The 17658-nt window shown below is 70.7% G+C and carries 20 protein-coding genes and 1 tRNA gene; 15 read left to right on the top strand and 6 right to left on the bottom strand.

The window, feature by feature from the left end; all coding sequences use genetic code 11:
• Nucleotides 1-23 precede the first annotated feature (23 nt).
• The 7 genes from ACLFRB_RS00105 (at nt 24) to ACLFRB_RS00075 (ending at nt 3713) form a co-directional block, all read left to right on the top strand.
• On the top strand, nt 24-317 hold the full coding sequence (locus ACLFRB_RS00105) for an integration host factor subunit alpha (protein WP_411066956.1): 294 nt from the start codon (nt 24-26) through the stop codon (nt 315-317).
• Nucleotides 314-694 carry a MerR family transcriptional regulator gene (locus ACLFRB_RS00100; protein WP_411066955.1) on the top strand — a complete coding sequence of 127 codons (381 nt, stop codon included), beginning with the start codon at nt 314-316 and terminating at the stop codon, nt 692-694. Before ACLFRB_RS00105 ends, ACLFRB_RS00100 begins: the two co-directional genes overlap by 4 nt.
• A gap of 16 nt (nt 695-710) precedes the next feature.
• Nucleotides 711-787 (top strand) — tRNA-Pro (locus ACLFRB_RS00095).
• 78 nt (nt 788-865) lie between these two features.
• The gene (gene surE / locus ACLFRB_RS00090; RefSeq protein WP_411066954.1) at nt 866-1633 is read left to right on the top strand and encodes a 5'/3'-nucleotidase SurE; all 768 of its coding nucleotides are present in this window, start codon (nt 866-868) and stop codon (nt 1631-1633) included.
• Nucleotides 1594-2271 (top strand): protein-L-isoaspartate(D-aspartate) O-methyltransferase, encoded by a 678-nt coding sequence (locus tag ACLFRB_RS00085; protein ID WP_411066953.1) that lies wholly within the window; start codon nt 1594-1596, stop codon nt 2269-2271. The genes surE and ACLFRB_RS00085 overlap by 40 nt, the downstream gene beginning before the upstream one ends.
• A 75-nt stretch (nt 2272-2346) precedes the next feature.
• Nucleotides 2347-2931 carry a YqaA family protein gene (locus tag ACLFRB_RS00080; protein WP_411066952.1) on the top strand — a complete coding sequence of 195 codons (585 nt, stop codon included), beginning with the start codon at nt 2347-2349 and terminating at the stop codon, nt 2929-2931.
• Between the two features lie 167 nt (nt 2932-3098).
• Nucleotides 3099-3713 carry a peptidoglycan DD-metalloendopeptidase family protein gene (locus ACLFRB_RS00075; protein ID WP_411066951.1) on the top strand — a complete coding sequence of 205 codons (615 nt, stop codon included), beginning with the start codon at nt 3099-3101 and terminating at the stop codon, nt 3711-3713.
• A 7-nt stretch (nt 3714-3720) separates the two neighbouring features.
• On the opposite strand, the gene ACLFRB_RS00070 is transcribed toward ACLFRB_RS00075, so the two are convergent.
• Entirely contained in the window at nt 3721-4104 is a 384-nt protein-coding gene (locus ACLFRB_RS00070; RefSeq protein ID WP_411066950.1) for an Mth938-like domain-containing protein, read from the bottom strand.
• Nucleotides 4105-4327: 223 nt separating this feature from the next.
• On the opposite strand from ACLFRB_RS00070, the gene alaC reads away from it, so the two are divergent.
• From alaC to recJ, 5 genes are all read left to right on the top strand, one after another.
• On the top strand, nt 4328-5536 hold the full coding sequence (alaC, locus tag ACLFRB_RS00065) for an alanine transaminase (protein WP_411066949.1): 1209 nt from the start codon (nt 4328-4330) through the stop codon (nt 5534-5536).
• Nucleotides 5537-5591: 55 nt separating this feature from the next.
• Complete coding sequence (locus tag ACLFRB_RS00060) at nt 5592-6911, top strand: homoserine dehydrogenase (protein WP_411066948.1); 1320 nt, start codon at nt 5592-5594, stop codon at nt 6909-6911.
• 73 nt (nt 6912-6984) lie between these two features.
• Nucleotides 6985-8055, top strand: a complete 1071-nt coding sequence (gene thrC / locus ACLFRB_RS00055; RefSeq protein ID WP_411066947.1) for a threonine synthase — start codon at nt 6985-6987, stop codon at nt 8053-8055.
• Between the two features lie 7 nt (nt 8056-8062).
• Nucleotides 8063-9214 (top strand): hypothetical protein, encoded by a 1152-nt coding sequence (locus ACLFRB_RS00050; RefSeq protein ID WP_411066946.1) that lies wholly within the window; start codon nt 8063-8065, stop codon nt 9212-9214.
• Between the two features lie 149 nt (nt 9215-9363).
• The gene (gene recJ, locus ACLFRB_RS00045; protein WP_411067081.1) at nt 9364-11088 is read left to right on the top strand and encodes a single-stranded-DNA-specific exonuclease RecJ; all 1725 of its coding nucleotides are present in this window, start codon (nt 9364-9366) and stop codon (nt 11086-11088) included.
• A 22-nt stretch (nt 11089-11110) separates the two neighbouring features.
• Here recJ and ACLFRB_RS00040 read toward each other — a convergent pair whose 3' ends face one another.
• Both ACLFRB_RS00040 and ACLFRB_RS00035 read right to left on the bottom strand, forming a co-directional pair.
• Nucleotides 11111-11509, bottom strand: a complete 399-nt coding sequence (locus tag ACLFRB_RS00040) for a phosphate-starvation-inducible PsiE family protein (RefSeq protein WP_411066945.1) — start codon at nt 11507-11509, stop codon at nt 11111-11113.
• A gap of 20 nt (nt 11510-11529) precedes the next feature.
• A complete protein-coding gene (locus tag ACLFRB_RS00035; protein WP_411066944.1) occupies nt 11530-11841 on the bottom strand; it encodes a hypothetical protein in 312 nt (103 codons plus the stop codon).
• A gap of 319 nt (nt 11842-12160) precedes the next feature.
• Between ACLFRB_RS00035 and ACLFRB_RS00030 the strand changes: the two genes are divergently transcribed.
• Both ACLFRB_RS00030 and glpK read left to right on the top strand, forming a co-directional pair.
• The gene (locus ACLFRB_RS00030) at nt 12161-13447 is read left to right on the top strand and encodes a class I SAM-dependent methyltransferase (protein WP_411066943.1); all 1287 of its coding nucleotides are present in this window, start codon (nt 12161-12163) and stop codon (nt 13445-13447) included.
• A 66-nt stretch (nt 13448-13513) separates the two neighbouring features.
• On the top strand, nt 13514-15007 hold the full coding sequence (gene glpK, locus ACLFRB_RS00025) for a glycerol kinase GlpK (protein ID WP_411066942.1): 1494 nt from the start codon (nt 13514-13516) through the stop codon (nt 15005-15007).
• A gap of 1 nt (nt 15008) precedes the next feature.
• Here glpK and ACLFRB_RS00020 read toward each other — a convergent pair whose 3' ends face one another.
• On the bottom strand, nt 15009-15830 hold the full coding sequence (locus tag ACLFRB_RS00020) for a class I SAM-dependent methyltransferase (RefSeq protein WP_411066941.1): 822 nt from the start codon (nt 15828-15830) through the stop codon (nt 15009-15011).
• A 184-nt stretch (nt 15831-16014) separates the two neighbouring features.
• On the bottom strand, nt 16015-16392 hold the full coding sequence (locus ACLFRB_RS00015) for a hypothetical protein (RefSeq protein ID WP_411067080.1): 378 nt from the start codon (nt 16390-16392) through the stop codon (nt 16015-16017).
• Between the two features lie 198 nt (nt 16393-16590).
• Between ACLFRB_RS00015 and ACLFRB_RS00010 the strand changes: the two genes are divergently transcribed.
• Nucleotides 16591-17112: a gamma-glutamylcyclotransferase family protein gene (locus tag ACLFRB_RS00010; protein WP_411066940.1), complete on the top strand. Its 522-nt coding sequence runs from the start codon at nt 16591-16593 to the stop codon at nt 17110-17112.
• Between the two features lie 23 nt (nt 17113-17135).
• On the opposite strand, the gene ACLFRB_RS00005 is transcribed toward ACLFRB_RS00010, so the two are convergent.
• A complete protein-coding gene (locus tag ACLFRB_RS00005) occupies nt 17136-17465 on the bottom strand; it encodes a rhodanese-like domain-containing protein (RefSeq protein WP_411066939.1) in 330 nt (109 codons plus the stop codon).
• Nucleotides 17466-17658: the final 193 nt, after the last annotated feature.

The raw sequence follows: 17658 nt of genomic DNA, 5'->3' as shown, positions 1-17658 counted from the left end.
ACACGAATATTGAGGGGTCCAGATTGGCGATAACCAAGGCGGACCTGGTAGAGATGCTTCACGATCGTATCGGGTTCAGCAAGAAGGAAGCCCGCGAGCTGGTGGAGACGAGCCTGAACGAGATCCGCCGGGCCCTGGCCGACGGCGAAGAGGTGAAGCTCTCCGGGTTCGGGAAGTTCGAGCTCAGGGACAAGCCGCCCCGGCCGGGGCGGAACCCCAAGACCGGCGAGGAAGTGACCATTACCGCCCGCCGGGTGGTCAATTTCCGCCCCAGCCAGGTGCTCAAAGCACGGGTGAACGGCGAACGCGACGAATGACCGGGGATCCGCCGCTTCCCGACAAGCGGTTCTTCAGCATCCGGGAGACGGCGGATCTCTCCGGGGTGGAGCCCCACGTCCTGCGGTATTGGGAGGAGGAGTTCCCCCAGCTCCGGCCCCGGCGACGGGGCGGCAACCGGCGGACCTACCGGCCCGAGGACGTGCGGCTGGTCCGGCGCATCCGCTATTTGCTCTGGGAGCGTAAATACACCATCGAGGGGGCCCGCGAACGGCTCTCGGAGGCGGAGGGTCCGGAGTCGTCTTCCGCCGGGGTGACCGCCCTCCGGGAGGTCCGCGCCGAGCTGGCGGCCATTCTGGAGGAGCTGGATGCCAACGAGGCGGGGGAGGCCGTTGACCGCGCCGGCGGTGGGGCATAGAATACCCCTCTCAATTCGGGGCGTAGCGCAGTCTGGTAGCGCACTTGCATGGGGCGCAAGTGGTCGGAGGTTCAAATCCTCTCGCCCCGACCATCTTCCGAAGCCTTTCCCGCCTGCACGCACCCGGGCCGCAGCGGCCCGCCGCCAAACGTCGGCCGAGGGCTTGGTCCGGTGATCCTGATTAGCAACGATGACGGTTACAGGGCCCGCGGTATCCAGGTGCTCGCGGAGCATCTGCGCGCCGTGGACCAGGTTTTGGTGGTGGCGCCCGAAGCCGACCGCAGCGGCGCCTCCAATGCCCTGACCATCCTCCACCCGCTCCGCGCCCGCCATGTGGCGGAGGGGGTGTACGCCATCGACGGCACCCCCAGCGACTGCGTCCACATCGCCCTGGGCGGGGTGTTCGAGGTGGAGCCCACCGTGGTGGTGTCCGGCATCAACCACGGCAGCAACATGGGCGACGACGTCATCTACTCGGGCACGGTGGCCGCGGCCGTGGAAGCCCGCCACCTGGATACGCCCTCCATGGCCGTTTCCCTGGTGGGGCGGAACGCCACCCACTTCGAGACCGCCGCCCGGGTCGCCGCCCACCTGACCGGGCAGCTCCTGTGCGCCCATCAGCTCCCCCCGCAGCTGATCCTGAACGTCAACGTCCCGGACCGGCCCTGGGAGGAGCTCCGGGGGATCCAGGTCACCCGGCTCGGCAACCGGCACGCCAGCGAGCGGGTGGTGGTGGACAAGGACCCCCGCGGCGAGACCATCTTCTGGATCGGCTCGGCGGGTCCGGAGGCGGACTCGGGACCCGGCACCGACTTTTCTGCCGTGCGCTCGGGGTATGTGTCGGTCACCCCGCTGGGCCTCGACATGACCGACCACACGGCCATGCAGGAGATCGAGGGGTGGCTCCAAGGCGCCCCCATGAGCCCGGAACCGGGATGACCTCGGCCCGCACCCGGGAGCGCATGATCGACGGCCTGCGCGACCGGGGGATCGGGAACGAGGAGCTCCTGGCCGCTATGGGGCGGGTGCCGCGCCACCTGTTCGTGGACGAGGCCCTGGCCACCCGCGCCTACGAGGAGACGGCCCTGCCCATCGGCTGGGGCCAGACCCTCTCCCAGCCCTGGGAGGTGGCGCGCATGACCGAGGCGGTGCTGGAGTTCGAGCCGCGACGGGTCCTGGATGTTGGGGCTGGCTCGGGCTACCAGAGCGCGGTCCTGGCCGAAGTGGTGGAGGGCGTCTGGGCGGTGGAGCTGCTGCCCCGTCTCGCCCGCCGGGGCCGCCAGAACCTGCGGAGCCTGGGCTACGCCAACGTCCACTTCCGCGTCGGGGATGGCCGGACTGCCTGGCGGGACCGGGCGCCCTTCGACGCCGGTCTGGTGGCGGCGAGCGCCGATTCCCCGCCCCGCGAGCTCTTCGAGCAGATCCGCGTGGGGGGCTGCCTGGTGGGGCCGGTCGGAGTGGGGGAGGAGCAGCGCCTGCTGCGCTGGGTCCGCGAGCCCGACGGCGTCCGGGCGGAGGACCTCGGGCCCTGCCATTTCGTGCCCCTGCTGCGCCAGCCGGAGGGGGCCTCCTCCTAGCCGGCCCCTTGGCTTTCGATTCCCCGGCCCCACCGCTCCCGCGGGGCCTGTGCACCACCCGGAAAAGGGACCGCGATGATTCGACAGCTGGTGCGCTGGGCGCTTGTGAAGGCCGGCCATCCGCGCGCGCCCCTGTGGCTGGGTGCGCTCTCCTTCGCCGAGTCCTCCTTCTTCCCCGTGCCTCCCGACGTCCTCATGGCGCCCATGGCCCTGGCCCGCCCCCGGCGGGCCTGGTACTTCGCGGCCCTGACCACGGCCACCTCGGTGGCGGGCGGGCTGCTGGGCTACCTGATCGGCGCCTTCCTGTACCAGGCAGTGGCCGAGCCATTGCTGGCCTTCTACGGCGCGGAGGCGGAGTACGCCCGGGTGGCGGAGTGGTTCGGGGCCTACGGGGCCTGGGCCGTGTTCCTGGCGGGGCTGACCCCCGTCCCCTACAAGGTGTTCACCCTGGGCGCCGGGAGCCTGCAGATGCCCCTGCTCCCCTTTGTGCTCGGCTCCCTCGGGGGACGCGGCCTGCGGTTCTTCGTCCTGGCGGGAGTCATCCGCCTCGGTGGGGAGCGCCTCTACAGGCAGGTGGAGGAGTGGTCGCCGGTCCTTTTCTGGACAGGCATGGCGGCCCTGGCCGGACTTATCCTCCTCGGCCTTGACTGGGACGGATGATGGGGTAGGGGCGATGGGATAGGGTGGCGGTATGGACCCTTCGGGAAGATGCCGTGGCCACTCGTGCGTTCCCCATAACCCTGTTCTTGTTTCTGCCGCTGGTCCCGCTTGGGGCGGGCTGTGGTTCGGTCTCGCAGGACCCGTCCCCACCCCGCTCCCAGAGCTCGATGCCCCCATACTACTTCGTGCAGCGCGGGGATACATTGGCCGCCATCGGGGAGCGGTTCGGGGTGGACTACCGGGACGTCATCCGCTGGAACGACATCGAGGATCCCGCCAACCTGGAGGTTAGCCAGCGCCTGCGCTTGGTGCCGCCCAGGGGCTCGGACAGGGAGGCAAGGGATGAGATTCGCGTCAAGGGCCTCCCCAAGGCGACGAAGGTGGCCGTGCATGGGGGCGAGATCCCAATGCAGTGGCTCTGGCCCGTGCAAGGCCCCATCGTCCGGGAATTCTCGACTCAAGGTCGGAGCCGCAACACGGGCATCGACATCGCCGCCCCCGCCGGCACCGAGGTGCTGGCTGCCGCTCCGGGCCGTGTGGTCTACGCTGGGGATGGGCTGCGGGGCTACGGGAACCTAGTGATCCTTCGCCACAGTAGTGGCTTCCTGACCACCTACGCCTACAACCGGGAGAACCTGGTGGCCGAGGACGATTGGGTGGAGGCGGGGGAGCCGGTGGCCCGCATTGGGCAGACGGGGTCCACCGAGGAGGACGCCCTCCACTTCGAGGTCCGGCGGCGCGCGGATCCCGTCGACCCGCTGACGGTGCTCCCGGACCGGTAGGGGGGAGCTAGCCGCCGTGCTCGGTGGGGAACAGCGCCGCGGCCACCAGACGGTCCTCCCCCATGAGCAGGTTGTAGGTCCGACAGGCCGCGGGGGTGTCCATGGCCTCCACCCCGATGCGGCTGTTGACCAGGGGGGCGGTGACCGCGGGATCGGGGAACCGCAGCCGGTCCCCGGTGCCGATCAGCAGCACCTCCACGCCCGCCTTTGCCAGGGGCTCCAGGTGCCGGGCCTCCAGATCCGTGGAGCGCTCGGGCAGCCAGCCCCGCCACATGGATTCCCGGAACAGGACCAGGCTCTCCCGGTAGCACTCCTCGTTGATGCGCAGCTCCCCGGGGCTGTAGCCCTTGACCAGGTTGGCGCCGTCGGTCTGCATCTCACGGAAGTCCATGGTGTCCCTCCCCAGGAACGTTGGACGGCGGGCTCCCCTTGCACGGCCGCGCCGCGACGAATGGTTACCAGTGTGACCGTCGGAGGCGCGAGGGGTTCGGGCTCCCGCCCGGCCCCGCGCCGCGGGGGATAATTTGACACCCTGAGCGCCCCGTCAGTAAAGTTTCCGAGTTTATCCGTCCTGCCATCGTTCAACCGAATATCGCCGAGGCCGCGTACTCCCCATGGATCCCGATTTTCAGCGCATGAAGCGGTTGCCGCCATACGTCTTCGCCATTGTCAACGAGCGCAAGATGGCGGCCCGCAAGCGGGGCGTGGACGTGGTCGATTTCGGCATGGGCAACCCGGACCGCCCCACCCCCCAGCACATCGTGGACAAGCTCTGCGAGGCGGCCCAGCGGCCCGACACCCATCGCTACTCCGCCTCCCAGGGCATCCCGCGGCTGCGCAAGGCGCTCTGCCAGCGCTATGCCGACAAATACAACGTGGAGCTGGACGCCGACGGCGAGGCCATCGTCACCATCGGCTCCAAGGAGGGGCTCTCCCACCTCCTGCTGGCCACCATCGGCCCCGGGGACGTGGTGCTGGCGCCCAATCCCACCTATCCCATCCACACCTACGGGGTGGTGATCGCCGGCGGCGACCTGCGCTCGGTGGAGATGGGGCCCGACGTGGATTTCTTCGCCGAGCTGGAGCGGGCGGTGCGGGAGGGCTGGCCCAAGCCCAAGATGCTGATCCTGAACTTCCCGCACAACCCGACCACCGCCGTGGCGGACCCGGAGTTCTTCGAGAAGGTGGTGGCCTTCGCCAAGGAGCACGGCATCTGGGTGGTGCACGATTTCGCCTACGCCGACATCACCTTCGACGGCTACCAGGCGCACAGCTTCCTGGAGGTGCCGGGGGCCAAGGACGTGGGGGTGGAGTTCTACTCGCTGTCCAAGAGCTTCAATATGCCCGGCTGGCGGGTGGGCTTCGCCGCGGGCAATCCCGAGCTGATCGGCGCGCTCAAGCGCATGAAGAGCTACCTGGACTACGGCATCTTCACGCCCATCCAGGTGGCTTCCATCATCGCCCTGGAGGGGCCGCAGGACTGCGTGGAGGAGAACCGCCGCGTCTACGAGTCGCGCCGCAACACGCTGGTGGAGGGGCTCAACGACGCCGGCTGGCCGGTGGAGAAGCCCAAGGCGTCCATGTTCGTCTGGGCGCCCATCCCCGAGCCCTTCCGCCACATGGGCTCGCTGGAGTTCACCAAGTTTCTGCTCGACGAGGCCGCGGTGGCCGTCTCCCCGGGCATCGGCTTCGGCGAGTACGGCGACGGCTTCGTGCGCTTCGGCCTGGTGGAGAACGAGCACCGCACCCGGCAGGCCATCCGCAACATCCGCCGCCTCATGCGCAATCACGCCCCGGCGGCGGTGGGCTCCGATCAAGACTAGCGGCGGCCGGCAAGGCGCGCCGGTGGAAACGGACACAGGGGAAGGAGACCCGAAGGTGGATCCAGTACGCGTCGGAATTCTGGGACTGGGCACGGTGGGCGGCGGCACCGTCAGCCTGCTGCGCCGCAACGCCGAGCCCCTCAAGCGGCGCCTGGGGCGCTCCCTGGAGGTGACCCGGGTGGCGGTGAAGGACCCGAGCAAGCCCCGTCCGGTGGAGCTGGATGGCATCGAGGTGGGCACCGATGCCGAGTCCATCTGTACCGATCCGGATATCGACATCGTCATCGAGCTGGTGGGCGGCGTGGACAATGCCGAGCCCCTGGTGCGCAAGGCCCTGGAGCACGGCAAGCCCGTGGTCACCGCCAACAAGGCCCTGCTCGCCGAGCGCGGCAACGAGCTGTTCCGCTACGCCGGCGAGCAGGGCGTGGACCTCGCTTTCGAGGCGGCGGTGGCCGGCGGCATCCCCATCATCAAGGCCCTCCGCGAGGGGCTGGCGGGCAACCGCATCGAGAGCGTGCACGCCATCGCCAACGGCACCGCCAACTACATGCTGTCGCGCATGCGCACCGAGGGCATGGAGTTCGACGAGGCGCTGCAGGAGGCCCAGGACCTGGGCTACGCCGAGCTCGATCCCACCTTCGACGTGGACGGCATCGACGCCGCCCACAAGCTGGCCCTGGTGGCGGCGGTGGCCTTCGGCGCGCCCATCAACTACCAGGCGCTGCACATCGAGGGCATCCGCAACGTCACCCGCGAGGACATCCTCTACGCCGACGAGCTGGGCTATCGCATCAAGCTGTTGGCCATCACCAAGCACGGTCCCGGCGGCGGCATCGAGCTGCGCGTCCATCCGGCCCTGGTGCCGCAGGACGCCATGCTCGCCAGCGTGGAAGGGGTGTTCAACGCCGTGCAGGTGGTGGGCGATGCGGTGGGTCCCACCCTCTATTACGGCCCCGGCGCCGGCGCCGACCCCACCGCCTCCGCGGTGGTGGGCGACCTGGTGGACGTGGCCCGTACCCTGGGCGCCTCGCCCGAATACCGGGTCCCCTATCTGGGCTTCCGGGCGGAAGGCATGCAGGAGCCGCGCTGGGCGCCGGTGGAGGAGGTGGAGACCGAGTACTACCTGCGCATGCAGGCCCAGGACCAGCCCGGCGTGCTGGCCCAGGTGACCCGCATCCTTTCCGAGGAGGGCATCTCCATCGAGGCCATCCGCCAGAAGGAGCCCCGCCCCGGCGACACGGACGTGCCGGTGGTACTGGTGACCCATACCACCAAGGAGCGCGCCATGCGCAAGGCGGTGGAGGCCATCGACGCCCTCGACGTGATCAACGGTCCCAGCCAGCTGATCCGCCTCGAGGAGGTGGACGCGGTCTGAACTCGACCGCATCCCCGACGGAATTCAACGGTTTGGAATCCCGGCCAGTCCGGGTTACGCTACGGAGCGACGAGTGACCAAAGCCACCCGGTACACGGGCCTCATCCAGCACTACGCGGACCGCCTGCCCATCGACGATCCGGCGGACGCCATCAGCCTCGGCGAGGGCCGCACGCCCTGCATCCGCACCTACAACCTGCCCCGGCGGCTGGGCTTCGAGGGCGAGATCTACCTCAAGTTCGAGGGCCTGAACCCCACCGGGTCGTTCAAGGACCGCGGCATGACCGTGGCGGTCACCAAGGCCTTCGAGGAGGGCTCGCGGGCGGTGGTGTGCGCCTCCACCGGCAACACCTCCGCCTCCGCCGCCGCCTACGCCGCGCGCGCCGGCATGACCGCCTTCGTCATCATCCCCGAGGGCAAGATCGCCCTCGGCAAGCTGTCCCAGGCCATGATGCACGGCGCCAAGGTGATCCAGATCCGCGGCAACTTCGACGACGCCATGGAGATCGTCCGCGAGCTGGCGGAGGATTACCCCATCACCCTGGTGAACTCCATCAACCCGCACCGCCTGCAGGGCCAGAAGACGGCCGCCTACGAGGTGGTGGAGGAGCTGGGCCGCGCCCCCGACTACCACGCCCTGCCGGTGGGCAACGCCGGCAACATCACCGCCTACTGGATGGGCTACAACGAGTACGCCGACGAGGGCCGCTGCGGCAAGCCGGTGATGCTGGGCTTCCAGGCGGCCGGCTCGGCGCCCATCATCGAGGGCCACCGCATCGACAGCCCGGACACGGTGGCCACCGCCATCCGCATCGGCAATCCCGCCTCCTGGGACCACGCCCTGCGCGTGCAGAAAGAGTCGGGCGGCTGGTTCGACGCCGTGCAGGACCCGCAGATCCTGGAGGCGCAGAAGCTGCTGGCCTCCACCGACGGCGTCTTCTGCGAGCCCGCCTCCGCGGCCTCCGTGGCCGGCGTGGTGGCCGAGATCCAGGAGGGGCGGATCCCGCAGGGCTCCACGGTGGTCTGCACCCTCACCGGGCACGGCCTCAAGGATCCGGACACGGCCATCGCCCAGAGCGATCAGCCCTACACGGTGGATGCCACCGAGGCCGCCGTGGAGGGGGTGATCAAGGAGTTCATCTGAGCCGGCCTTGACCAAGCTCCGCCCTCCCGACCTCGTCCTCCTCCTGCGCGGGGCCGCCGACCATCCCCAGGAACTGCTCGGCGGCCGCACGCCCCTGGAATACGGCGAGCTCCCCAACCTGCGGCGGCTGACCCGGCGGGGCCGGCCGCTGGCCCTCGACGCGGCCCCCTCCGGCCATTCCGTGCACGCCGGCGGCGACCTGCTCGCCGCCTTCGGCCGGACTCCGGCGCACGGGCAGGATCCGCCGGCCGGGGTCGTGGACTGGCTGGGGGCGGGTCGGGAGCCGGGGGAGGGCGCCTACCTGCACGCCGACCCCGCGCGCCTGGCCGTCACCCCGGAGGCGGCCGTGGTGCTGGATCCCGACGAGCTGGCCCTGGACCGGGAGGAGGCGGAGGAGCTGACCGACGCCCTCAACCGCGAGCTGTTCGCGGAGCAAGGGGGGGCACTGGCCGCGCTGGAGCCGGGCCGCTGGGTCCTGCACCTGCCCGCGCCCCCCGGCATCCGCACCGTGCCCCTGGAGGGCTGGATCGGCGCCGACGCCCGGGGTGGCCTGCCCACCGGGACGGACGCGGTGGCCTGGCACCGCTTGGCCAACGAGGCCCAGATGGTGCTGGCCGCCCATCCCGTGAACGAGCGCCGGCGCCGGGCGGGGCGGCCCGAGGCCAACAGCCTGTGGTTCTGGGGGGCCGGGCCCCTTCCCCAAGCCGGTTCCGCCGCGCCCTGGCAGGAGGTCTGGGGCGAGGCGCCGCTCCTGCCCGGTCTGGCCCGGCTGAGCGGCCTGGTCCCCCGGGGGCCGCTGGCCGGTCTCGCCCCCGCCCTGGCCGCGGCGGGGGAGGGTGGCCCGGTTCTGGTGGTGGCGGACCGGCCCCGGGCGGCAGGGGCCCGGGGCGACCTGGGCACCAAGCTGGAGGCGCTGGAGGAGCTGGACCGGGCCTGGCTGGGGCCCCTGGAGGAGGCCCTGGCCCGCCGCGACCTGGGGTCGGCCTGGGTGGTCCTGGGCCCCGAGGCGCCCACCGGGGCCCGCGCCGCCGAGCCCTCGCCACCAGCGCCGGTGCTGTCCTGCCGCGCGGGCCGGCTCCGGCCCTGGAGCCGGGCGCGCACGGTCAGCGAGCCCCGGCTGTCCGGCACTCCGGTTGGCTGGGAGGCCGTCATCGGCTAGCCTGTCCCCCTCCTGCCCGTCCGCGCGGGCCCTTTCCCGACACGAACATCGAACGCGCCGGGCCCGGAGCCCCCCACGGGGAGCCGGCCAGTGCCCACCCGCGCCCGCCGCCGGAGGCTTGCTTGACCGGACACCGCGCCCGCCAATGGATGGTTCGCCCCCGCGCCCCCGAAGCCGAGCAGCGGCTCATCGAGGCGGGCACCGACCCCCTCCTGGCCCGGCTGTACGCCGCCCGCGGCATCGAGGAGCCCGGCCAGCTGGAACGCCGGGCGTCCGCCCTGGAACGCCCGGACTCCCTGCTCGGCATGGAGGGGGCGGTGGCGGTGCTGGCGGGAGCCATCGAGCGCGGCGAAACGGTCTGCATCGTCGGCGACTTCGACTGCGACGGGGCCACCAGCACCGCCCTGTCCGTTTCCGCCCTGCGGGCCATGGGGGCCCGCGCCACCTACGTGATTCCCGACCGCTTCCGGTTCGGCTACGGCCTGACCCCGGGCATCGTCGCCGAGGCCGCCGAGCAGCTCGGCCCCGACGTGCTGGTGACCGTGGACAACGGCATCTCCAGCCGCGACGGCGTGGCGGCCGCCCATCAGCGGGGCATGCGGGTGGTGGTCACCGACCACCACTTGCCCCCGTCCGCCCTCCCGCCCGCCGACGCCATCGTCAATCCCAACCAGCCCGGCTGCCCCTTCCCGGCCAAGTCCAGCGCCGGGGTGGGGGTGATCTTCTACGTCATGGGGGCCCTGCGCGCTCGGCTGCGCGAGGACGGCTGGTTCGCCACGCGCGGGATCGAGGAGCCGAACCTGAACGAGCTGCTCGATCTGGTGGCGGTGGGTACGGTGGCCGACGTGGTGCCGCTGGAGCGCAACAACCGCATCCTGGTTCACCAGGGCCTGGGGCGCATTCGCGCCGGCAAGGCGCGGCCCGGCATCCGGGCGCTGATCGAGGTGGCGGGCCGGGAGCCCGGGCAGCTCCGGGCCACCGACCTGGGCTTCGTGGTGGGGCCGCGCCTCAACGCCGCCGGCCGCCTGGAGGACATGAGCCTCGGCATCCGCTGCCTGCTCGCCGAGGACTACCGTGAGGCCCGCGATCTGGCCGCCGAGCTGGACCGCCTCAACCAGCAGCGGCGCTCCCTGGAGGCGGACATGCACGACGACGCCGTGGACGCCCTGGCGGACGATCCCGCCCTGGCCGAGCGCCACGGGGTATGTCTGTTCCGGGAGGACTGGCACCAGGGGGTGGTGGGCCTGGTGGCCTCGCGCATCAAGGATCGCCTGCACCGGCCCGTGGTCGCCTTCGCCCCCGGCGACGACGGCCTGCTCAAGGGCTCCGGCCGCTCCGTGGCGGGGGTGCACATCCGGGATGTGCTCGACCGGGTGGCCACCACCCACGATGGGCTGCTGTCCCGCTTCGGCGGCCACGCCATGGCCGCCGGATTGTCGCTGGATCCGGCCAACCTGGAGGCCTTCGGGGAGGCCTTTGACGGGGCGGTGCGGGAGCTGGCCGACCCGGAGGCCCTGACCCCGCGCCTGGAGACCGACGGGGAGCTGGGCCCCGAGGAGCTCAATCTGCGCAAGGCCGAGCTGGTGGAGAGCGGCGGGCCCTGGGGCACCGGGTTCCCGGCGCCCCTGTTCCAGGGCCGTTTCCGGGTGGGGGAGGCCCGCGTGGTGGGGCACAACCACCTCAAGATGGGGCTGTTCCCGGAGGGCGCAGACTTCACGGTGGAGGCCATCCACTTCCGGGGCGCCCCGGAAGGGCGGGTCCCGGACCTGAAGGAAGTGGAGATCGCCTACCGGCTGGAGGTGAACACCTTCCGTGGGCGGCGCAGCCTTCAACTTGTGGTGGAGGAGTGCCGTCCGGCCGGTTCCGGGCTTTGAGCCGGCCCTCCCCTCGGGGGCCTCATTCGACGGGCTCCTTCTCGTAGGGGAAGCGGACATGGCCGTACCGGATCACCAGGACCGCCAGGGCCAGGACCAGGGCCCCCCCGGCGGCCGCCAGGATCCGCAGGTTGTCCAGGTCCTTCATGTCCAGCACCAGATAGCGGGCCAGGGCGACGATGGCGATGTAGATGGGCATGCGCACGGGCAGCTGCCCGGAATCCACGTAGGCTCCCACCATCGCCAGCACCTCCATGTAAAGGAACAACAGGAGCAGGTCGGCGAGGTGCACCGAGCCGCTCGCCAGCATGATGCCGATTTCCTCGACGATGGCCGCCACCGTGGCAATGGTGATGACTACCAGGACGAGCCGCTCTACCAGGCGCAGGGCCCGGTGGCTCAGGCGCTGAAAGCTCTGCATGGATCCTCCGTAATAGGGCCTTATTCTCGGGGGGCCTCGTCCTCGGCGGGGAAATGGCGCTCCGGGTCCACGTGGTGCTCGGCGGTGCTGGACGGCTCGTGGCGCTCGTCTTCCTCGGCACCGCGCACGGTGAGTACCGCCCAGATGGCCGAGGCCGCCCAGAAGAGGTCGGCCAGTAGCATCCACGGTGTCCAGGGGGCGAGAACGTAGGTGACGATGGCGGCCAGGAAGAACACCGCGATCGGGGCCACGGTGGCGGTGCGCCGGCCGAGCCCGACCACAGCGGTGGGGGGCAGCAGGACGGCCAGGAAGTAGCGGGCGGTGTACCCCATGGTGCGCTCCTCGGCGGTGCTGGTGCGGATCCCCGACTATAACCCATACGGCGGGGGAGTGTCCGCCGGTGCGGTTCGGGGTCACACCCGAGCCATGATGCTCCCCCGCCTTCGCGGACATTCTTGTCGGGAAATCGCGGACAGGGAGTGGCTAGTTCCGGCCCGATTCACTATCATGCCGGACCAACCGAGACGCTCCCGCAGCGCGCACGGCCGGAGAGAGGCGGACGGGTAACGGGTTGCATTCCCGGGATTTTTGCGGAGACATTGTAAGCTCCACGGGAGGGAGCCACGGGCTGTTGGCTACAGGAGGGGGTTAATGAGACGTAACGAGGATTCGCCGCTCAGCCTGCCGGGCGGCGGCGAGGTGGATGCGGCGCAGGCCCAGAGTCTGGGGAAGCCGGTGCTGGGTCCGGAGCGTAAGCTGGCGGGCAGGCTGCTGGATACCATGGGGAATCCGCCCTTCGCGGTGACCCTCTGGGACGGGCAGCCCCTGGAGCCGGCCCCCGAAAATCCGGTGGCGCGGGTACACATCCGCGACCGCGGCGCCTTCTACCGCCTGCTCCTGCATCCCGACCTCCACTTCGGCGACGACTACGCCGCGGGGCGGATCGAGGTGGAAGGGGATCTGGCCGAGCTCCTGACCATGGTGGACCTCGCCCGCCAGCAGCGCCACGGCCACGGGGGCGGCCGGCCGGGCCTGACCGCCCGGCTGTACCGGGCCCGGCGCAACACCCTCTCCGGCTCGCGGGAGAACATCCACCACCACTACGACCTGGGCAACGACTTCTACGCCCTCTGGCTCGACGAGGACATGGTCTACACCTGCGCCTACTTCGCCGATCCGGAGATGAGCCTGGAGGCGGCGCAGCGGGCGAAGATGGACCATGTGGCCCGCAAGCTGCGTCTGGAGCCCGGCCAGACGGTGGTGGAGGCCGGCTGTGGCTGGGGGTCCCTGGCCCGCCACCTGGCCCGGGAGTACGGCGCCAAGGTGCGCGCCTTCAATATCTCCACCGAGCAGATCGCCTACGCCCGCGAACGCGCCCGCGCGGAGGGGCTGGAGGACCGGGTGGAGTTCGTCCAGGACGACTACCGCAATGTCACCGGCTCCTACGACGCCTTCGTCTCCGTTGGCATGCTGGAGCACGTGGGCACGGACAACTACCGCGATCTGGGCGCCGTGATCGACCGGGTTCTGGCCGACCACGGCCGGGCCCTGGTGCACTCCATCGGGCGCAATCGCCCCATCGGGCCCATGAACCCCTGGATCGAGCGGCGCATCTTCCCCGGCGCCTATCCGCCGGCGCTGTCGGAGGTGACCGAGATCTTCGAGCCGTACAGCTTCTCCATGCAGGATGTGGAGAACCTGCGGCTCCACTACGCCCGCACCCTGGAGCACTGGCTGGCCCGGTTCGACGCCAACGCGGAGGAGGTGCGGCGGCGATTCGGCGAGAGCTTCGTGCGCGCCTGGCGCCTGTACCTGTCCGGCTCCATCGCCGCCTTCCGGGCGGGCAGCCTGCAGCTGTTCCAGCTGGTGTTCACCCGGCCCACGGACAACGAGCTGCCCTGGACCCGGGAGTACCTCTACCCCACGTCGGAAGAGTAGCCCGCAGGGGATCCGACAGCACGGCCCGGACCGAAAGGGAGGGGCCGTCGCGCAGGGAGGCGGGGCATGAGCGAGTACGTGCTGGCCCTGGATCAGGGCACCACCGGCAGCACCGCTTTGGTCTTCGACCGCCGCGGCGAGGTGGTGGGGCGCGCCTACGCCGAGCTGTCCCAGTCCTATCCCCACCCGGGCTGGGTGGAGCACGATCCCGAGGAGATCTGGCGCGCCAGCCTGCGAGTCATGGCGGGCGCCCTGGCGAGCGCCGGGGCCACGGGGCGGGGCGTGGCGGCCATCGGCATCACCAACCAGCGCGAGACCACCGTAGTGTGGGATCGCGCCACGGGGGCGCCGGTGCACCCCGCCATCGTCTGGCAGAGCCGCCAGACCGCCGGGATCTGCAACGCCCTGCGGGAGGCCGGGTGGGAGCCCTTCTTCCGCGAGCGAACCGGCCTGGTGCTGGACGCCTACTTCTCCGGCACTAAGATCCAGTGGATCCTGGACCGCTATCCGGAGGCTCGCCGCAAGGCGGAGGCCGGAGAGGTGCTGTTCGGCACCGTGGACACCTGGCTGCTGTGGAAGCTCACCGGCGGCGCCGTGCATGCCACCGAGCCCACCAACGCCTCCCGCACTCTCCTCTACAACATCCACCACCGCCGCTGGGACCCGGAGCTGCTGGAAGCGCTGCGGGTGCCCGCCGCCATGCTGCCGGAGGTGCGGCCGAGTGCCGGGGTCTTCGGCCACACCGTGGCCCACGAGGGCCTGCCGAGCGGCATCCCGGTGGCCGGGATGGCGGGGGACCAGCAGGCGGCCCTTTACGCGCAGCAGTGCTGGGCCCCCGGGCAGGCCAAGAACACCTACGGCACCGGCTCCTTCGTGCTCATGAACATGGGCGACAGCCACCCCATCAGCGAGCACGGCCTGCTGACCACCCTGTGCTGCGACGCCGAGGGGCGGCCCGCCTACGCCCTGGAAGGGGCCATCTTCGTCACCGGGGCGGCGGTGCAGTGGCTGCGCGACGGCCTGGGGATCATCGAGGACGCCGCGGAGACGGAGGCTTTGGCCGCGTCCCTGGCGGACAACGAGGGGGTCTACCTGGTCCCGGCATTCGCCGGGCTGGGCGCCCCCTACTGGGACATGGAGGCCCGGGCGGCGGTACTGGGCATGACGCGGGGCACCGGGCGGGCCCATCTGGCCCGGGCCGCCCTGGAGAGCATGGCCTATCAGACCCGGGACGTGGTGGACGCCATGAACGCCGACGCCGGCACCCCGGTGCGCGAGCTGCGGGTGGACGGTGGGGCGAGCGCCAACAACCTGCTGATGCAGTTCCAGGCGGACCTGCTCAGTGTCCCGGTGGACCGCCCGCGGCTGGTGGAGACCACCGCCGCCGGCAGCGCCTTCCTGGCCGGCCTGAGCGTGGACTTCTGGTCGGGGACGGAGGAGCTGGCCGGCGCCCGGAGCCGGGAGCGCCTGTTCGAGCCCCGGATGGACGCCACCGAGCGGGAGCGGCTGTACGGGGGCTGGCGGGATGCCGTGCAGCGGACCCTGGGCCATCCCTCCTGATTCAACCCTCCATGACGACCTGCACCACCCGGATGCGCTCCTCCTCCAGGTTGCGCAGCATGTTCGCGGCCATCTCCCCCATGTCCGGGCCCAGCACCAGATGCAGGCCCAGCGGCGGCGGCTCCTCCTGCCGCGCCCGCTCCAGCATGGCGGTGAAGAAGTTCGTGGCCGGCTCGGTGACGTCGCCCCAATAGCGCTCGCGAAACCCCCGGGCTTCCAGCCCGGAGTGCAGGTCCTCGGCGGAGGCCAGGTGACTGATGGCCGGGCTTCGGGCCCAGGGAACGGGAAAGTGCAAGGCCCCTCCCGGGCCGGCCACGATCTCGTACATGGCCAGACGCCCGCCCGGGCGCAGGACCCGCCGCATCTCCGCGTATAGCTCGTCCTTATTGGCCACGTTCATGGACATGTGCAGGGTCCAGATACCGTCGAACGCCTGGTCCCCGAAGGGCATGGCCGTGGCATCCCCCTCCTGGAATTCCACCCGCTGGTCCAGGCCAACCTTCGCGGTGAGGTCGCTTGCAAGGTGGCAGTATTCCCGGGTCAATTCCAGGCCGGTCACCCGGCAGCCGCATTGTTGGGCGAGGTGGCGTGCGGGACCGCCTATGCCGCAGCCCGCGTCCAGGACGTGGTCCTCCGGCCCGAACCCGGCCAGCTCGATCAGCTCCTGGGTGGCCTCCTGCCCCCGTATATGGAATTCATCAACGGGCGCGAGGTCATCGGGGTGCAGGTTGTTGGGGTCCAGCCCCGTTTCTTCCAGGGCACGGGAAAGGGTGCTTGCCAGGTCACCCCGGCTGTAGTGGGACTCGACATCGGGGTTGCCCATGGGCTCTCCCTCCCAAGATGTAAAGATGTTCCGGTGCCCCTTTACCATAAATCCAAGCTTGCAGGTGGGGAAAGGTTCGGTGGGTGGTTCATTCCTCAGGAATCGGGGATCGAAAGCGGGCCGGGGAATCACCGCGGAAGGGCATTAGATCCCGGGGGCTGGCTCATGTCGTCTACTCAGCTGGCTAGCGGATCAGCGGGGCCTGGCCGGGGCGCTGGCGGGTGCCGCGGACCTTGGGCCCCTTGGCGGCGGCCCGCCGCACCAGCTCGTCCTCGTCCGCCAGCAGCCGGGTCCGCTGGTCCTCCGTCAGCTGGGGGCTCCGGGCGATGAAGTAGCGCAGGTTGGGGTCCCGGTCGCGCACGCAGCGTTCCACCTGCTCGGCGGTGAGGTCGCTGCGTCGCGCGCAGTTCAGCCGCACAGTCTGGTTGGGGTCGGCCAGTAGGGCGGCCACCTCCGATCCGGTGAGGTCGAGGCGGCGGGCGAAGTAGGCCTTCACCTGCGCGTCCTGATCCTCCAGGACGCAAAGCCGCCAGGCCGGGTCGAGGTCGGCGCTGAGCACCATCTGGGTGCGCTCGTGGACGGGGATGCGCTTGTATTCCCGTAGCAGCTCCGACACAGCGGCCCTCCCGATGCGGAAAAGGCGCAATTCTGCCCGCTTCCCGCCATGCCGGCAATTCCCTACCGCTTCTGGTAGCCTAGGCCCCGCAAGGGGCGTACGCACCCCAACTGCCCGCCGCTACCGCCAAACCGGGGAGGCAACGTGTCCACGCTCCATTACCTGGCCTTCGGCTCCAACCTCCACCCGCTCCGCCTCGGCGAGCGCGTCCCGTCGGCCCGTTTGGTTGGCCGGGTGGACCTGGACGGCTACCGGCTGGCCTTCCACAAACGGGGCCAGGACGGCTCCGGCAAGGGGGACCTGGTGTACACGGGGGATCCGGGGGACCGGGCGCTCGGGGCCCTGTTCGAGATCGACGACCGGGAGAAGCCCGACCTGGACGCGGTGGAAGGGGAAGGCTATCGGGACGAGCGCATGGAGGTGACGGTGGCGGGGCGCACCTATTCCGCCTTCGTCTACCGCGGCGAGGACGACTTCATCGATCCGGACCTGCCGCCCTACCGGTGGTACCGCGACATCATCTGGCACGGTGCCCGCTACCTGGGCGCCTCCTGGAAGTATCTGGAGGGGGTCGCCGGGGTGGCTTGCATGGAGGATCCGGATCCGGACCGCCGCGCCCGCTGCGAGGCCCTGCTCGAACGTCTCCGGGAGTGGCAGGAGGCCTGAGGCGGGAAGGCCATGCGGAGAGGTTAGTACCGGGGCAGGGCGGGGTCGATCCGGGCGGCCCAGGCGTCGATGCCGCCGGCCAGGTTGCGGACGTTGTCGAACCCCTGGTGCCGCAGGAACTGGGTGACCTGCCAGCTGCGGACACCGTGGTGACACATCACCACGATCTCGCGGTCCGCCGGCAGCTCGCCCAGGCGCGCCGGAACCTCCCCCATGGGAATGTGGAGGGCATCCTCCAGGGCGCACACGGCCAGCTCGCGGGGCTCACGAACATCCAGCACCACCGGGGCCTTGTCCGCCCGGCGCAGCCGGGCCAGGGTTTCCACGTCGATTTCGGGGCCATCCGCGGTCATGGCGGCTCCCTCCTTGCAGCGTCCTTCCCGCCACCCATCCCTCCGAGGCGGGTCCCTCCGGCCGGGCGCGGGTCGCCCCCGCGGGGAGCAGAAAGAAAACAAGGCCCTGGAGGGACCAGGGCCTTGTTCGGGTCAAGAATATGGCGGAGGGGGAGGGATTCGAACCCCCGGACGGCAGAACCGTCACCTGATT

Origin of the sequence: Thiohalorhabdus sp., assembly GCF_046545655.1 — a bacterium.
GTDB lineage: Bacteria > Pseudomonadota > Gammaproteobacteria > Thiohalorhabdales > Thiohalorhabdaceae > Thiohalorhabdus.
The sequence above is the reverse complement of the archived record's forward strand: the minus strand, read 5'-3'. Positions and strand labels throughout refer to the sequence as shown.

What these genes read in the sequence shown, in the direction of transcription:
- ACLFRB_RS00080 (WP_411066952.1), top strand. Translation starts at nt 2,347, where the DNA reads ATGATTCGACAGCTGGTGCGCTGGGCGCTTGTGAAGGCCGGCCATCCG.
- ACLFRB_RS00100 (WP_411066955.1), top strand. Translation starts at nt 314, where the DNA reads ATGACCGGGGATCCGCCGCTTCCCGACAAGCGGTTCTTCAGCATCCGG.
- ACLFRB_RS00040 (WP_411066945.1), bottom strand. Translation starts at nt 11,509, where the DNA reads ATGCAGAGCTTTCAGCGCCTGAGCCACCGGGCCCTGCGCCTGGTAGAG.
- ACLFRB_RS00075 (WP_411066951.1), top strand. Translation starts at nt 3,099, where the DNA reads ATGCCCCCATACTACTTCGTGCAGCGCGGGGATACATTGGCCGCCATC.
- ACLFRB_RS00020 (WP_411066941.1), bottom strand. Translation starts at nt 15,830, where the DNA reads ATGGGCAACCCCGATGTCGAGTCCCACTACAGCCGGGGTGACCTGGCA.
- alaC (WP_411066949.1), top strand. Translation starts at nt 4,328, where the DNA reads ATGGATCCCGATTTTCAGCGCATGAAGCGGTTGCCGCCATACGTCTTC.
- ACLFRB_RS00035 (WP_411066944.1), bottom strand. Translation starts at nt 11,841, where the DNA reads ATGGGGTACACCGCCCGCTACTTCCTGGCCGTCCTGCTGCCCCCCACC.
- recJ (WP_411067081.1), top strand. Translation starts at nt 9,364, where the DNA reads ATGGTTCGCCCCCGCGCCCCCGAAGCCGAGCAGCGGCTCATCGAGGCG.
- glpK (WP_411066942.1), top strand. Translation starts at nt 13,514, where the DNA reads ATGAGCGAGTACGTGCTGGCCCTGGATCAGGGCACCACCGGCAGCACC.
- ACLFRB_RS00030 (WP_411066943.1), top strand. Translation starts at nt 12,161, where the DNA reads ATGAGACGTAACGAGGATTCGCCGCTCAGCCTGCCGGGCGGCGGCGAG.
- ACLFRB_RS00070 (WP_411066950.1), bottom strand. Translation starts at nt 4,104, where the DNA reads ATGGACTTCCGTGAGATGCAGACCGACGGCGCCAACCTGGTCAAGGGC.
- ACLFRB_RS00015 (WP_411067080.1), bottom strand. Translation starts at nt 16,392, where the DNA reads ATGGTGCTCAGCGCCGACCTCGACCCGGCCTGGCGGCTTTGCGTCCTG.
- ACLFRB_RS00005 (WP_411066939.1), bottom strand. Translation starts at nt 17,465, where the DNA reads ATGACCGCGGATGGCCCCGAAATCGACGTGGAAACCCTGGCCCGGCTG.